Here is a 236-nt window from a genome sequence, read left to right on the forward strand (position 1 = left end):
GATAGAAGTAATCGTCCAGATGCACCCCATCGATATCATATTGATCTACAACCTCCATGATCGTGTCGATAATATGTTGGCGCGCATCCGGAATTCCCGGATTGATGTACAGCTGCTTGCCGGTGTTTACGATCCAGTCCGGATGCGCAAGGGCGACATGGGACGGATCCAGCGACGCGGTCAGCACGTCGGTGTTGGCCCGGAACGGGTTAAACCACGCGTGGAAGTCCATATTC

Annotated in this window: 1 protein-coding gene; it reads right to left on the reverse strand. The window is 53.8% G+C overall.

Annotated features, from left to right (window positions below; translation table 11 throughout):
• Positions 1-236, reverse strand: a 236-nt coding sequence (locus tag ACSNOG_RS34045; protein ID WP_436756527.1) for a family 10 glycosylhydrolase, incomplete at both ends; no start/stop codon positions are given.

It is taken from the genome of Streptomyces sp. URMC 124 (genome assembly GCF_051386455.1).
GTDB lineage: Bacteria > Actinomycetota > Actinomycetes > Streptomycetales > Streptomycetaceae > Streptomyces.